General features: G+C 72.1%; 11 protein-coding genes. 4 read left to right on the top strand and 7 right to left on the bottom strand.

Going from position 1 to position 14365, the window contains the following annotated elements; translation table 11 throughout:
- The first annotated feature begins 38 nt into the window (after positions 1-38).
- Positions 39-1235 (top strand): FAD-dependent monooxygenase, encoded by a 1197-nt coding sequence (locus ACQPXG_RS26100; protein ID WP_433461744.1) that lies wholly within the window; start codon positions 39-41, stop codon positions 1233-1235.
- Positions 1236-1254: 19 nt separating this feature from the next.
- Here the strand turns inward: ACQPXG_RS26100 and ACQPXG_RS26095 are convergent, their stop codons facing one another.
- Entirely contained in the window at positions 1255-3150 is a 1896-nt protein-coding gene (locus ACQPXG_RS26095) for a hypothetical protein (protein WP_433461743.1), read from the bottom strand.
- A 219-nt stretch (positions 3151-3369) separates the two neighbouring features.
- Between ACQPXG_RS26095 and ACQPXG_RS26090 the strand changes: the two genes are divergently transcribed.
- Positions 3370-3594, top strand: a complete 225-nt coding sequence (locus ACQPXG_RS26090; RefSeq protein ID WP_433461742.1) for a nitroreductase family protein — start codon at positions 3370-3372, stop codon at positions 3592-3594.
- On the opposite strand, the gene ACQPXG_RS26085 is transcribed toward ACQPXG_RS26090, so the two are convergent.
- A complete protein-coding gene (locus tag ACQPXG_RS26085; protein ID WP_433470179.1) occupies positions 3572-3700 on the bottom strand; it encodes a hypothetical protein in 129 nt (42 codons plus the stop codon). The genes ACQPXG_RS26090 and ACQPXG_RS26085 overlap by 23 nt on opposite strands.
- Positions 3701-3792: 92 nt before the next feature.
- Between ACQPXG_RS26085 and ACQPXG_RS26080 the strand changes: the two genes are divergently transcribed.
- On the top strand, positions 3793-3927 hold the full coding sequence (locus tag ACQPXG_RS26080) for a hypothetical protein (RefSeq protein WP_433461741.1): 135 nt from the start codon (positions 3793-3795) through the stop codon (positions 3925-3927).
- Between the two features lie 72 nt (positions 3928-3999).
- On the opposite strand, the gene ACQPXG_RS26075 is transcribed toward ACQPXG_RS26080, so the two are convergent.
- A complete protein-coding gene (locus tag ACQPXG_RS26075) occupies positions 4000-4656 on the bottom strand; it encodes a response regulator transcription factor (RefSeq protein WP_433470053.1) in 657 nt (218 codons plus the stop codon).
- Here ACQPXG_RS26075 and ACQPXG_RS26070 point away from each other — a divergent pair.
- Entirely contained in the window at positions 4655-5395 is a 741-nt protein-coding gene (locus ACQPXG_RS26070) for a sensor histidine kinase (RefSeq protein ID WP_433470052.1), read from the top strand. The genes ACQPXG_RS26075 and ACQPXG_RS26070 overlap by 2 nt on opposite strands.
- Before the next feature lie 12 nt (positions 5396-5407).
- Here the strand turns inward: ACQPXG_RS26070 and ACQPXG_RS26065 are convergent, their stop codons facing one another.
- The 4 genes from ACQPXG_RS26065 to ACQPXG_RS26050 all read right to left on the bottom strand — a co-directional run bounded on the left by ACQPXG_RS26065 (position 5408) and on the right by ACQPXG_RS26050 (position 14364).
- Positions 5408-6526, bottom strand: coding sequence for a class I tRNA ligase family protein (locus ACQPXG_RS26065; protein ID WP_433461740.1), 1119 nt, complete (start codon positions 6524-6526; stop codon positions 5408-5410).
- A 143-nt stretch (positions 6527-6669) separates the two neighbouring features.
- Positions 6670-7593 (bottom strand): DMT family transporter, encoded by a 924-nt coding sequence (locus ACQPXG_RS26060; RefSeq protein ID WP_433461739.1) that lies wholly within the window; start codon positions 7591-7593, stop codon positions 6670-6672.
- Entirely contained in the window at positions 7590-13049 is a 5460-nt protein-coding gene (locus ACQPXG_RS26055) for a carboxyl transferase domain-containing protein (RefSeq protein WP_433461738.1), read from the bottom strand. The genes ACQPXG_RS26060 and ACQPXG_RS26055 overlap by 4 nt, the downstream gene beginning before the upstream one ends.
- Before the next feature lie 169 nt (positions 13050-13218).
- Positions 13219-14364: an NDMA-dependent alcohol dehydrogenase gene (locus tag ACQPXG_RS26050; RefSeq protein WP_433461737.1), complete on the bottom strand. Its 1146-nt coding sequence runs from the start codon at positions 14362-14364 to the stop codon at positions 13219-13221.
- Between the last annotated feature and the right edge of the window lies 1 nt (position 14365).

The raw sequence follows: 14365 nt of genomic DNA, 5'->3' as shown, positions 1-14365 counted from the left end.
TGAGCCCGCGGTGAGCGCCCCCCTGGAAGCTCTGCGGCATGACGAACCTCAAGGTACTGATCTCCGGCGCCTCCGTCGCCGGCCCCGCGCTCGCCTACTGGCTCCACCGGCACGGCTTCCAGGCCACCATCGTGGAGCGCGCCCCCGCTCTCCGTGATGGCGGCTACGCCGTCGACTTCCGCGGCGAGGCCCACCTGACGGTCCTGCGCGGCATGGGCATCCTGGACGACCTCGAACGCGCCCGGACCGGCATGGGCCCGATGTCGTACGTCAACAGCGCGGGCAGGCCGCAGGCCAAGCTGCCCGCGGACATGTTCGCCGGGGACATCGAGATCCTCCGGGGAGACCTGGCCCGGATCCTGTACGACGCGACCAGGCAGCACACCGAGTACGTCTTCGGCGACTCCATCACCTCGCTCACCGAAGACGCCCACGGCGTGAACGTGACCTTCGAGCGCGGCGCGCCGCGCCGGTTCGACCTGGTGATCGGGGCGGACGGGCTGCACTCCAACACCCGCCGCCTGACGTTCGGGCCGGAGGAGCAGTTCGTGAAGCACCTGGGCGTGCACTGCGCGATCTTCACCACCGCCAACCGCCTCGGGCTCGACCACACCGGGCACGCCTACCGCACCGCGGGCAAGCTCGTCGCCATGTACAGCGCCCGCCACAACACCGAGGCCAGGGCCGTCTTCTACTTCGCCTCGCCGCAGCTGGACCTGGACCGCCGTGACGTGGCGCGGCAGCAGGCCGTCCTCGCCGAGACCTTCACCGGGAACGGCTGGGAGAGCGACCGGCTGCTGCACGACATGCGGTACGCGCCCGACTTCTACTTCGACTCGGTCGGCCAGGTCCGCATGGAATCCTGGTCCCGCGGCCGGGTCGCCCTGGTCGGCGACGCCGCCTCCTGCCCGTCCTCGCTGTCGGGCATGGGGTCGGGGCTCGCCCTGGTCGGCGCGTACGTCCTGGCGGGCGAGCTTGCCGTGGCCCAGGGCGACCACCGCGTCGCGTTCGGGCGGTACGAGGAGGAGATGCGCGAGTACGCCGCGGGCTGTCAGAAGATGGGCGACGGCGTCGCCAAGCTCATGGTCCCCGGAAACCGTGCCCTGGCCACGCTCCTCAACCGCTACTACAAGGTCATGCCGTACCTGCCGGGCAAGAACATGGCCTCCAAGATCGCCCGCAAGGCCGCGGAGAACATCACCCTCCGCGACTACCGCGAACTCACCCGGTCGTAGGCGGGACGCCCGGCTCAGCTCAGGGTGCGTCGCCTGCCTGGACGCGGGTCCAGGCGTGGGTGAAGCGGGCGGGCAGCGGCCGCCAGATGAAGGGGGTGCCGGTGTCCTCGGCGTCCGCCTCGGCATGGAGCTCGCTTTTCCATGCTTCCAGAGGGGTGCCGCCCTCGATCCAGGCGCCGGGGAGGAAGATCGTGCGTCCGGCGCGCGCCCGCTCGTCCCGGACCACCAGGTTCCGGGCCACCAGGGCGTCGGCGGCCTTGCGCCGGCGGGCCGGGGTCCAGCGATTCCACTTCCGCACGCTGCGGTCCGTCGGTTCGCGGAGGGTCAGCAGCTGGAGGTAGAGCGCGGCGGCGTCGGTCGGGACGTCCAGATGCCGGCCCACCTCCTGAACCAGGGACGGTGCCGACGCCGACGGATCGGCTTCGTAGGCCCCTTCCGGCAGTGTGCCGGAACTGATGCGGCGGGCGAGGGCCTTGGCCGCGTCACTGTGCAGCAGGCGTACGCGTTCGAAGGTGTGCCTGGTGTAGGCCCTGGACGCGTCCACTGCCTCGGCCAGGCGTTGGGTTCGGTCGTCCGCGCCGTACAGGGCGGGGCGGAAGTACAGGCTTGCCAGCCCCCGGCCGGTGACCACCTCGGCGACGGTGAGACCATCGTCGACGTACTCGACGGTGAGTTCGGCGGGGCCGAGATAGGGGACGGTACCGAACCTGCCGGTGATCGCGTCCGCTCCCTGCGGCCCGGCGGCGAAGGAGCAGACCGGCAGCAGCAGGCCGGGATGGGCGAGCCGCTGCAGCAGCAGCTCGTAGGCCGCGGGTGCGCCGTCCCGCACCGGATCACCGGCGGGAAGCTCCTCATAGGACCAGCGGAGCCCGAAGGTGACTGCTTCGATGAGGTTCCGCATCGTCAGCATCTCGGTGAACGGGACGCACTTCTGGTTCTTGTACTTGGCGCCGTCGGCGGATTCCAGCCAGGTGTCCAAGTCCTTGGTGAGCAGCGGGACCGCGTCGGGGTCGGAAAGCCATGCGCACAGCTGGCCACCGCTGACCTCTGGGGCCACGTGTTCGGCGGCTTGGACGGTGCCAAGGGGCACAGGCGTCTTCTTGCCGAACCTCTCATGCCACGCCTGCGACAAACGCAGAGCGACCTCGCTGAGCCCACCGGGCTCCCACAACCGTTCCGGATTCTGGGGGAGAACCTCGGCGAGCAGTTCGAGCCGATCCTCGTCGGTGTGCCCGTCCATGTCCCGGAACCACGCGTCGCTGACGTCGCCGACCCGGACCTTGAGGGTCTTGCGGGCCTCGGCGGTCAGCTTGTCCGCACGGGCGTTGGGGTGCCCGAGGAACCCGCACAGCGCCAGCGCGGCGGTGGCGCGTGACGTCCCGATCCCTTCGGCCAGGACGTCCACGGCCTTGCGATCCCAGGGCACCGGGCCGTTGGCGCGGGCCAACGCGACCAGCCGAGTGAGCTGATCGGTGTCGCCCCACCTCAAGGGGGCCTCGGCGACCTCCACGACAGTGCCGAGGGCGGGCGGTTCACCCTGCCCGAAGGCGCGATCGACGAAGACCATCTCCGGGTTCTTGCGCGCGATCCATTCCGCGTTGCCGCCTCCGACCGTCACGGCGACCCCGTGCTCGTCACGGGCGGCGGTGGCACTCGCGGACACTCTTCCCCTGCGCAGCCCGGCGGCGGGATCCGCCATCGGTGAGCGTGACCAGACCTCCAGCAGTGCCAGCAGGGCTTCGCGATAGTGGTCGGGGGTGACCGGCGAAACGCTCCGCAACGCCACGGCGCCGATTCGGCCGAGCAATGGTCCCCAGGGACAGATCTCGAACGTTTGCCTGGCCGCGGTCGTCGCCGGATCCTCCGCGCCGGCCAGGAAACGGCCCACCAGATCGATGTGAGCGAGCGTGCTCATGGCCCGCGCGTCGAACCCGTGTTTCGTAGCGAGTTCGCTCAGTGCACCCTGAAGATTGCGTTCATGCTCGGGAAGCCACGTGCGACCATCCGCCTGTTCGATCTCATCTGCCACTGCCGCAGCCTTTCACATCACTCCATGCCACACGGCCTCACTTGCAATGGACTTTTGGCCCTGTCGCCAATCCGGGCCAGGTGGTGCGCTTGAAGCAGAGAGGCTTTGGCATCCATCGACGGCGTCGTCCGCGAGGCGGTCGAGGACGCAGCCTGGGCCCCGTCCGTGCACAACACACAGCCGTGGCGGTTCAGCGTTCGCGGGTCGCGGATCAGCCTGCGGGCGGACGCGGCGGCTGGACGTGGCCGACCCGGACGGCCGCGAAATGCTGATCGGTTGCGGCGCCGCGCTGTACAACCTGCGGCTCTCATTGCGGGCGTGCGGATATGAACCGGTGGTGCGGCTGCTGCCCGATCCGGAGCGTCCACACCTGCTGGCCGACGTCTACGTCGACGTGGGCGTGGGCTCCGTGGACGACGAGGCCGTTCGGGATCACGCGCACATCAGACGGCGCCGCACTCACCGGGGCGGATTCCGCCCCGAGCCTGTGCCCGCGGGCGTCCAGACGGCTTTGCTTTGCGGTACGCGGTGGAAAACGAGGGTGCCAGGCTTGTCCAGGCGGTCGACCCGCACGTCAAGGGTGCGCTGGCCGCCCTGACCGACGCGGCCGAGCTGGCGACCGTGCGGCGCCCCGTCGAGGAGGTCTTGATCGAGGAGCCCTGACCTGCCGCGCCGGGCGTGGCGGTGGCCTTCCACGGTCACGGCGCGCTGGGCGCGGATCGGTATCCGCCCGTATTAGTCGCGCCTTTCCTGGGGGCGGGAAGAGGCGGCTTTGAGTTGGGCGGCGAGGGCGGCGGCCTGGGTGCGGCGGCTCAGGCCGAGTTTGGCGAAGATATTGGAGATGTAGTTCTTCACCGTTTTCTCGGCGAGGAAGAGACGTTCGCCGATCTGCCGGTTGGTGAGGCCCTCGCCGATCAGTTCCAGGATGTGGTGTTCCTGGTCGGTGAGGGGCTTGAGGGGGTCCTTCTTCTCCTGGCGGGTGCGGAGCCGCTCCAGCATGCGGGCGGTGCTGCGCGGGTCGAGCAGGGACTGGCCGGTGGCGACGGTGCGGACGGCGCCGACCAGGTCCGAGCCGTGGATCTGTTTGAGGACGTAACCGGCCGCCCCCGCCATCACCGCATCGAAGAGGGCGTCCTCGTCGTCGAAGGAGGTCAGCATCAGGCAGGCCAGCTCGGGCATCTGGGAGCGGATCTCGCGGCAGACGGTGACGCCGTCGCCGTCGGGCAGGCCGACGTCCAGGACCGCCACGTCGGGCCGGACGGCCGGGATCCGCGCCAGCGCGTCGGCCGCGGTGTCGGCCTCGCCGACGATCTCGGTGCCGTCCTCGGCGGACAGCAGCGCCGCCACGCCACGCCGGACCACCTCATGATCGTCCAGGAGGGACACCCGGATCGTCCCGGCGCCCTGCCGGGTCTCTGAGAACGCGCTGGCCCGGCGGCACGCGAGCGAGGAACGGCTCCGCCGCTTCGCCGCCGACACGAGCCACGAGCTGCGCACCCCGGTCGCCGCGATCCGCGGTCACGCCGAACTTGCCCTGCGCACGTCCGAGTCCGTGCCGCCGGAGGTGAAGCACGCGCTCGGACGCATCGAGGCTGAATCGGTGCGGATGTCCGAACTCGTCGACGACCTGCTGCTCCTCGCTCGTCTGGACGCCGGTCGCCCGCTGGACGAGCGCCCGGTCGACCTGACCCGGTTCGTCCTGGACGCCACCGCCGACGCCCGCGCCGCCGGCCCCGGGCACCGCTGGGAACTGGTGCTTCCCGAGGAACCAGTGACCACCACCGGAGACCCCTGCCGCCTCCACCAGCTGGTCGCCAACCTGCTCGCCAACGCCCGCGCCCACACACCCCCCGGCACGCATGTCACCGTCAGACTCGCCGCACGTGGAAGCGAGGTCGTTCTCGACGTGGAGGACGACGGCCCCGGCATCCCCGCCGAGCTCCGCGAAAAGATCTTCCAGCGATTCGTCCGCGCGGACCAGGGGCGCTCCCGCGTTTCGGGCAGCACGGGCCTGGGTCTGGCGATCGTCCAGGCGGTCGCCACCGCCCACGGCGGCGCCGCCGAACTCGTCGGCGGAGAGCACACGGTCTTCCGCGTCACCCTCCCGGTATCGGACGCGGAGGATCGGTGACTGCGCCGGGGTTCAGCCGAGGGCCAGGACGCTCATGACCAGGCGGGCTGTTCTGCCGCCCTCCTGCTCCGCCACGTCGAGCGCCGTGCGCACGTCGAGGTCGTCGAGCAGCGCCCGCGTTACGGCCGCCTCGGCCGCGGAGGAGGAGTTGCTGCGGCCGGCGGCGAGGTGGAGCCGGTCCAGGTCGGCCGCGGCACGGTCGACCGACTTGGCCGTGTAGTCCCACTCCTGTGTCCAGGGCTCGGTGATCAGCATGAACCGGACCGCCGGAGCCGGGTGATGCCGGATCAGGTCGGAGACCAGGACCAGGTTGCCGGTGGACTTGGCCATCTTGACGCCGTCCCGGCGGACCATGCCCACATGCAGCCAGGTCCGGGAGAACGGCCGGACACCGGTGAGCGCCTCGGCCATGGCCGCCTCGTAGGCGTGGTGCGGGAACCGCAGATCGGTGCCGCCGGCGTGCAGGTCGAGCGCGGGGCCGAAGGTCGTCATGGCCATCGCGGCGCATTCGGCGTGCCAGCCGGGCCGTCCCGCGCCCCACGGGCTGGGCCAGGCGGGCTCGCCCGACCGCGAGGGGCGCCAGACGGCGACGTCGAACGGGCCCTCCTTCCCGGGATCGTCGGGCGCGTCGCCGTACTCGGCCAGGAGATCATGCGCATGGTCGTCGCTCAGTCCCGCCCGCCGCGGGACGTCGGCGCCGCGGAAGTAGACAGCGCCGTCCCGGACGTAGGCGTGACCGGACGCGATGAGGCCCTGGGCGAGCGCGACGACCTCCCTGACGTGGTTGTGCGCGCGGGGCTGATGGTCGACGGCATGGACGCCGAGAGCGTCCAGATCGCCTTCGAAATAGAACTGCTGGACGGCGGCGAAGCTGTCGTAGGGGCTGCCGGCACGGTGCGCGGCCTGGTTCAGCACGTCGTCGACGTCGGTGACGTTGCGGCAGACGCGCACGTCGCCTCCCGCGTGGCGCAGGACGCGGGCGGCGATGTCGGCCCAGACGAACGTGCGGGCGTGGCCGAGATGGGTCGCGTCGTACGGGGTGATCCCGCAGACGTACATCCGGGCCGGCCCGACGACCGGGAGCGGGTGACCGCCGATCTTGAGGGTGCGGTCGGGTGCGTTGAGATCCACGAGAGTGCCGATCCTCCGGGTGGTCGAGGAGGCCGGAGGCGGCCCATGGCGCGGGCCCTCCGGCCTCCTCTCCGGCTCATACCCGTCGTCCGCGATCAACCCGCATGCGATCGCCGCCTACCTGCGCGGGCCGGAAACGCCGATCACGAACGTGCGCGCGTCAGGACGAGCAGGACGCCCGCTCCCGAGATCGCCATACCGAGGATCACGCTCGCGGTGATGTCCTGGCCGAGGATCGGCACGGCCAGCACGGCGGTGACCGGCGGCACCAGGTAGAGCAGGCTGGTCGCCGCACCGCCCGTGCCGCGCCGGAGCAGGACGAACAGCAGGATGAGCGCGCCGATCGAGTTGACGATCGCCAGCCACGCCAGTGAACCGAGCGCCTGCGTGGTGAGCGGAATGCGCAGCCCGCCGTGCGCCATGGCCAGCGGGAACGTGGTGAGGGTCGCACCGAGGAGCTGGACGGTGGTCCCCGTCCGCAGATCGACCGAGCCGCCGAACCGCTTCTGGTAGAGGGTGCCGGCGGCGAGACCGGCCAGCGCCAGCCCCGTGTACGCGTACCCGGCGCCCGCGGCTCCGCCCGACAGGTTCTCGCTCAGGCAGACGACCACGCCGGCCAGTCCCAGGGCGAGCCCGGCCCACTGGCGTCCGGTGAGCCGCTCGGAGAACATCGGGACCGCGACCGCCGCGACGATCAGCGGGCAGGCGCTGAGGATCAGCGACGACAGTCCCGCCGGCACTCCGTGCCCCAGCCCGAAGAACACCCCGCCGAGCTGCACCGTCTGCAGCAGCACACCCGTCACGAGCAGGTGCGCGTACATGCGCCGGTCCTTGGGCCAGGGCGCACGGGTGACGAGGGCGACCGTGCCCAGGACGGCGAACGCGGCGAGGAACCGCCAGGCGACCAGGGCGAGCGACGCTCCGCTGCGCGCCCCGATCGTCCCGGCGAGATACCCGCTGCTCCAGATCGGCACGAACACGACCGGCAGGGCGGCCGCCGCCGAACGTCCGATCGTCCAGGTTCGCGGCGCCGCCCGCGGTTCGCGGCATTCCTGTGCCGCGGTCACCGGGACTCGATGGCCTCGATGATCCGTGGACGCAGTTCCGCCGGGGGGATGACGGCGTCGACGGAGCCGACCTCGACCGCGCGCCGGATGTCGTGCACGCGGTCGAACTCGGCGGCCACCTCGCCGAGCTTCTCCGTGCGGACCGACGCGCGGAGCTCGTCGAGTTCCGCGATCAGCGCGGCCCGGTCGGGGCCGGGGACGGCCGCGACGCGGGCCTCCAGGTCCCGGACGCGGGGGTCGGCGGCCGTGCGGGCGTTGACGTCGCCGGCGAACACCGCCGCGGCGGCGGGGGCGCCGCCGAGCACCGAGGCGAACGAGCCCTCCAGCGCGAGCACGGTCATGTTCGGGTTCAGCGCCTTCGAGAACACCACGAACGCGCCGCCGTGGTACCGCGAGATCACGCAGAACACGATGGGGCCCCGGAAGTTGACGATGGCCCGGCCGATCTCGGCGCCGTACTCCAGCTGCAGCTTGCGCATCGACTCCGGCGATCCGTCGAAGCCCGACAGGTTCGCCAGCACCACCAGCGGCCGGTTGCCGCTGGCCGCGTTGATCGCCCGTGCCGCCTTCCTCGACGACTGCGGGAACAGCGTGCCCGCGGTGTAGGCGTCCGGGCCGTCGGTCGGCGGGAAACCGCGCCGCGGCACCGCGCGCGACTCGATGCCGAGCAGGCAGACCGGCATGCCGCCGAGATGGACGTCCTGCACCACCGCGGTCTCCGCGTCGGCCATGCCCGCCCAGCGCTCCAGCACCGGGTGGTCCTGGTCGGAGAGCGCCCGCATCACGGTCCGGATGTCGAACGGCTTCTTGCGGTCCGGGTTGGCCTCGGCGGAGAAGATCTCGCCGACGGTGGTGAAGTCGCTGCCCTCGACGGTGTGCGGGAAGTCGGAGACGTCCCGGCCTACGGGGTCGGTGGTCTTCGCCCGTCGCGGCGCGTCCTCGCCTGGCGCGACGTACGTGTGGTCGTAGTACGACATGAGCACGTCCCGCGCGGCGACCAGGCTGGGCGCCCAGTACTGCGCCTGCCCGTTCGGGCCCATCACCCGGTCGTAGCCGCCGATGCCGAAGTTGTCCTCGGCCGACACGCCGCCGGAGAAGTCGAGCGCCTGCTTGCCGGTGAGCACCATCGCGGAGTCCGGCGTCATCACGAGGACGCCCCGGGTGTGCATGAGCATCGTCGCCTCGGCGTTCCAGTACGGCTGCGCGCCGACGTTGATGCCCGCGACCACGACGTTGATCTCGCCGCCGTCCTGCGTGAACTCGACGATCCGCTTGAGCGCCGCCGCCACCCAGTCCATGTTCTCGGTGCCCGACTCCATGGAGACCCGGGCGCCGGCCGACAGCGCGTACCACTCCAGCGGGACCCGCATCCGCTCGGCCAGGTCCAGCGCGGCGATCACGCGGCGGCACTCCGGCTCCGACAGCGCGCCGAGCGCCTTCGTCGGGTCGCCGAGCAGCACGACCCTGGTCACGCCCTGCGGGTGCCGCCGGGTCCGGGTGGTGACGACGCCGGCGACGATCGCCGCGGTGTTGCGTCCCTTCGGCCGGTCGACCGGGACGAGCGCGTGGTCGTCATCGAGGTCGTGCTCCACGAAGTCGCCGAGCACCTCGGTCAACTCGTACGGGTAGACGGTGTTGCGGCTGCTCGCGCGCAGCACCTTCTGCCGGTAGCCGTCGATCGGCTCGATCGGTTCGTCGGACGGCTCGCCGACGGTCAGCCTGGTGCCGCCGGTCGCGTCGAAGGTGATGCGCACGGACGTCTTGACCAACTCCCCGGTCGCCCGGTCCCGCTGCCGCCCGATGAGCTCGATCTCCTCCAGCCCGGCGCCGGCCGTCGTCGGCAGCATGCGCTCGGCGAGCATCTCCAGCTCCGCGCGGGTGAGGTCGCTCGGCGGCCAGACGTAGATCACGATCCGGTTGGTGTTGAAGCGCTGCTTCGACGGCCGCAGCGCCTGCGCGCGGCGGATCGAGTCCAGGCAGGTGGCGATGGTGTACTCGGCCGTCGGGAGCGTGCGCAGCCTGCCGTCGTGGTCGCGCAGCTCGGTCAGGTCCCGCACCTGCGCGAAGGCGACGAGGCGGTCGTCGGACGGGTTGTCCCGCGCCACGCACTGGTAGAGGTAGACCTCCTCGTCCGAGGACGGCAGCCGGGTGAGGTCGAACCTGCTCAGCCGCTCCATCCGCATCCGCTGCGCGATGTAGGGGTGCAGGCCGCGGATCAGCCGCTCCTCGGTCATCCCGGCGGCGGACGGGCGGAACGTGAAGTGGTGGTGCATGACCGCGCCGCTGCTGCCCGCGACGGTGGCCGTGAGCCTGCGGACCTGCTCCGGCAGCGGGTGCGCGTTGACGGCCTCGTGCAGCGCGGCCACGAGCGCGTCGAAGTCCTCCGGCTGGTTCTCCCAGGAGAGGTAGATGTCGGCGTCGACGGCGTCCTCGCCGCCCGCCAGGTCCGCGAGCCCGCGCAGCGCTCCGCCCAGTGCCTCGAAGCTCACCGCCGCGGAGACCAGGCACGAGCCGGCGCGCTCGGCGACGACGAACGTGGAGCCCGCGACCTCGGCGGTGCGGACGCCCGTCAGGCCCTTGTTGCCGTAGTACCGGCGGGTCAGCACCTCCAGCATGACCGCGTTGTCCCGGTCGCCGCGGAAGAGGCGCCGGCCGAGCAGCCGGACCAGCGGCTCGGTGCTGCGCACCATCTCGGCGATGCGCTCGGCGCGGTCCGGGGCGTCCGGGTGCGCGTCGAGGTGACGCAGGTTCGCGCGGACACCGGCGTAGGCGCGGGCGCGGTTGCGGCGCAGCAGCGGCTGGGCGAACCAGGCGAACACCACGCCGCACGCCAGGTCGTAGACCACCGGGAAGCGGATCTGCGTCGCGGCGATCAGCCGTTCCAGCGCGAGCCCGGCGGGTTCGCGCAGCGCCTCGGCGGGCGGCGGCTCGCGCAGCCACGCGCGCAGCAGCGTCGCGACGGCGGTGGCGTCGGCGGACGCGCGCTGCTGGGCGAGGAAGATCCGGAACACCGCGGCCTCAAGCTCGGGGGAGCGGTCCAGTTCGGTGACGCCGTAGTGGCCGAGCGCCTTGCCGAGGCGGTCCTGGAACGCCGCGGGGAGCCCGGCCCGCTCGACGTCGAGGCTCTGCAGGTAGGTGTGGAAGTACTCGCGGGCGCTGTGGACGTGGCCGTCGCCGGCGCCATCCTCGCCCGCCGGGCGGTTGCGGCTCAGCTCGGCGAGGTCGGCGAACACGTCGATGAGGGCGAGTTCCCGGTCCAGCTGCCGATGGCCGTCCTCGGCGGCGGCCCGGCGCGCGGCGAGGTAGTCGTCGAGCACCCGGCGCTCGTCGTGGGGGTCGACGTCGAAGCCGAGCAGCAGGCTGCGCAGGTCCTCCTGGCCGCGGGCGGCGCGCGCCCGCGCCGGGATCGTCGCGGTGGCGGCGGGCAGGTCCAGTTCGACGGACGCGGTGGCCGAGGTGTCCCCGGCCTCGTCGTCGTCGCCGGCGAGCGGCTCCAGCCGCAGCAGCGGCGCGCCGGTCTCCACCTGGCTGCCGACGGAGACGACGCATTCCTTCAGCCGCGCCTTGAACGGCGCCCGCAGCACCGTCTCCATCTTCATGGACTCCAGTACCAGTACGGGCGCGCCCGCCTCGACCTCGGCGCCGGCCTCCAGCGGTGTGGCGACGACCAGCGCGGGCGCGGGGGAGCGGACGACGCCGCCCTCGTCGCGGCTGACCCGGTGCGTCACGCCGTCCACCTCGACCAGGTGGACCGGCCCGTGCGTGCCGGTGAGGAGGCGGTACCGGGTGCCGTTGACGACGATCTGCGCGGTGTGCCGGTCGAAGCGGTCGAGTTCGACGTCGGCGGTGCGGACGCCGTCGCCCGCTTCGACGCCGACGCGGAACCGGTGCGCGCCGACCCGCGCGACGCGCACGCGGTAGCCGGCGCCGCGCAGCTTCAGGTCCAGCGGGCGGCCGCTCTCGTGCCGCACCTGCGGGCGTCCGCCGGACGCCGTCGACAGCAGCCGCTGCCGCTCGGCGCGCTCGCCCTCCTCGTACGCCTCGATGGCGGCGGCGGCCAGCGCGACGGCGGAGTGCCGGTGGGAGACGAGTTCGCCCTCGGCGCGGACGCGGTCGATCCAGCCGGTGTCCGCGCTGGCGTCGATGACCTCGGGCCGGTCGAGCAGGTCGAGCACGAAGCTCTTGTTCGTCGCGCCGCCCTCGATGATCACCGTGGTCTGCGCCATCGCCCGGCGCAGCCGGCCGAGCGCCTCGTCGCGGTCGCGGCCGTAGGCGATGATCTTCGCGATCATCGAGTCGAAGTCGGCGGGGATGGTGTCGCCCTCGCGGACGCCGGTGTCCACCCGGATGCCGGGCCCGGCGGGCAGCGCCAGCCGCGCGATGCGGCCCGGGGACGGCGCGAAGTCGCGGTCGGGGTCCTCGGCGTTCAGCCGGGCCTCGACGGCGTGCCCGCGCTCCACCGGCGGCGCGCCTTCGAGCCGTCCGCCGGACGCCACGTGCAGCTGCGCCCTGACCAGGTCGAACCCGGTGGTGGCCTCGGTGATCGGGTGCTCGACCTGGAGGCGGGTGTTGACCTCCAGGAAGGCGAACATCCGGTCGCCGGGGTGGTAGAGGAACTCGACGGTGGCCGCGCCGCGGTAGCCGACCGCGACGGCCAGCCGCTCGGCGGACGCCTTGAGCTCGGCGGCCTGCGCGGGTTCGAGCACCGGCGACGCCGACTCCTCGATGACCTTCTGGTTGCGCCGCTGCACCGAGCAGTCGCGGACGCCGAGCGCCCACGCCGTCCCCTGGCCGTCGGCGATCACCTGGACCTCGACGTGCCGTGCGCCGGTGACCAGGCGTTCCAGGAACACGACGCCGCTGCCGAACGCCCGCGCGGCCTCCTGGCTGGTGCGCTCGTAGGCGTCGGCGAGCTCCGCCCCGTCCGTGATCACGCGGATGCCGCGCCCGCCGCCGCCCGCGGTCGCCTTCAGCATCAGCGGGTAGCCGATCTGCGACGCCGCCGCCAGGGCCGCGTCCAGGGTCTCGACCGCGCCGCGGCTCCACGGCGCGACCGGGACGCCGACCTCCTCGGCGATCAGCTTCGCGCCGATCTTGTCGCCGAGCCTGCGCATCGCCTCCGCGCTCGGTCCGACGAAGGTGACGCCGATCTTCTCGCACAGCTCCGCGAACGCCGGGTCCTCGGCGACGAACCCCCATCCGACCCACGCCGCGTCCGCGCCGGACTCGACCAGCGCGCGCTCCAGCACCGTCAGGTCGAGGTACGGGCGCGCGGAGGCGGGACCGAGGTCGTAGGACAGGTCCGCCTCCCGGACGAAGGTGGCGGTCCGGTCGACGTCGGTGTGCAGGGCGACGGTCTCGATCCGTGTCCCGGTCTCCGCGGCGAGGTCCCGTACGGCGTGGATGAGGCGCATGGCCGCCTCACCCCGGTTGACGATGGCGACACGACTGAACACCCGACCGAGCCCTCCTGTAGACAGCGATGCGACTGCCGGGGCACGGCGGTCCCCGGCAGTGTTCACCCTTCCGCCTACGGGCCCGGAGCGCCATGTCGCTGACATCGCACGCTGAGCGGCTCCAGTTGTGGGAAACGTGCAAAGCCGCCGGGCCGAGTGGTGCCGGGGCTCAGTACTTGATCATGCCGCGGATGTTCTTGCCGTCCCGCATGTCCTGGTAGCCCTTGTTGACCTCGTCGAGGGTGTAGGTGGTGGTGACCAGCTCGTCCAGCTTGAGCTTGCCCTCGTCGTACAGCCGCAGCAGGCGCGGCACGTCGCGGCGCGGGTTGGCGTTGCCGAAGATGCAGCCGACCAGCTCCTTGCGCTGCATCGCCAGGTCGAACAGGTTGAGCTTGACGTCCTCCTGGACGATCGGCGCGACCGCGGTGACGACGCCGCGCCCGCCCTTGGTGACCATGCCCATCATCGGGCCGATGAGGTCGCCGGTCGCGACGCCGGTGGTGAGGATGACCTTGTCGGCGTTGGCGCCCCAGGTGAGCTCGCCGACCTGGGCGGTGGCCTCCTCGATGGACGCGGCGGTGTGGGTGGCGCCGAAGACGCCGGCCTTCTCCCGCTTCCAGTCGACCGGGTCGACGGCGACGACGTGCCGGGCGCCGGCCATGGCCGCGCCCTGCACCGCGTTCATGCCGATGCCGCCGATGCCGATCACCACGACGGTCTCGCCGGGCCGCACGTCGGCGGCGTTGACGGCCGAGCCCCAGCCGGTGGTGACGCCGCAGCCGACCAGCGCGGCCTTGTCGAGCGGGATCCAGTCGTCGATCTTGATGGCGGTCGACTCGCTGACCACGGTGTACGGGGAGAACGTCCCCGTGCAGCACATGATGCCGAGGTCCTTGCCGCTCTTGGAGTGGTGCCGGGCGGTCATGTCGCCGATCTGCCGTCCGGCCAGCAGCACCGCGCCCAGGTCGCAGAGGTGCTGGCGGCCCCGGGCGCACGAGGGGCAGCGGCCGCAGGCGGGGATGAACGACAGGACGACGTGGTCGCCCTCCTGCAGCGTGGTGACGCCGGGGCCCACCGCGACCACCTCGCCGGCGCCCTCGTGCCCGCCGATGACCGGGAACTGCTCCAGCTCCAGCAGCGCCGCGATCTCGGGATCGAGCACCATGTCGCCGGTGACCATGTGCTCGTCCGAGTGGCAGAGGCCGGACGCGGCGAGCTTGACCTTCACCTCGCCCGCCTTGGGTTCGTCGAGCTCGATGTCCTCGATGCTCCAGTCGGTGTGCGGTTCCCACAGGATCGCCGCTCGTGTCTGCACT

Source organism: Spirillospora sp. CA-128828 (genome assembly GCF_050945415.1).
Classification (GTDB): domain Bacteria; phylum Actinomycetota; class Actinomycetes; order Streptosporangiales; family Streptosporangiaceae; genus Spirillospora.
The sequence above is the reverse complement of the archived record's forward strand: the minus strand, read 5'-3'. Positions and strand labels throughout refer to the sequence as shown.